The sequence below is a fragment of the Vibrio sp. 10N.222.49.C9 genome (assembly GCF_041474985.1).
Lineage (GTDB): Bacteria > Pseudomonadota > Gammaproteobacteria > Enterobacterales > Vibrionaceae > Vibrio > Vibrio crassostreae_C.
The window spans coordinates 1-245 of the sequence record NZ_JBFRVD010001520.1; the positions used below are offsets into that span (position 1 = coordinate 1).

Annotated in this window: 1 pseudogene; it reads right to left on the bottom strand. The window is 44.5% G+C overall.

The features are described from left to right. Nucleotides 1-233, bottom strand: a pseudogene (locus AB4585_RS29055) (carbohydrate porin); the annotation flags it as partial. Nucleotides 234-245 lie beyond the last annotated feature (12 nt).

A 245-nucleotide genomic window follows, 5' to 3' on the forward strand; every position in this document is an offset into this window, starting at 1 on the left:
TCTTTTAGGTCGTATACACTATCGATCGCATTGTCTGAGTAACGAACAACGAATTTTTGACCAGAGAAGTTAGCTTCAGCAGCTAGTTGGTAAGCGCTGTCAGCGACGTTATTGTCACTTTCTAGTTTCTCAGACTTGAAACCGTAGTTCGCGTAGAATGCTAGGTCTAAACCGCCAAAGTTCATGCCGTGGAACTTAGATGTGATAGCGTACTTGCCGTTATCGCCTACCATGTCGTCTTCAAC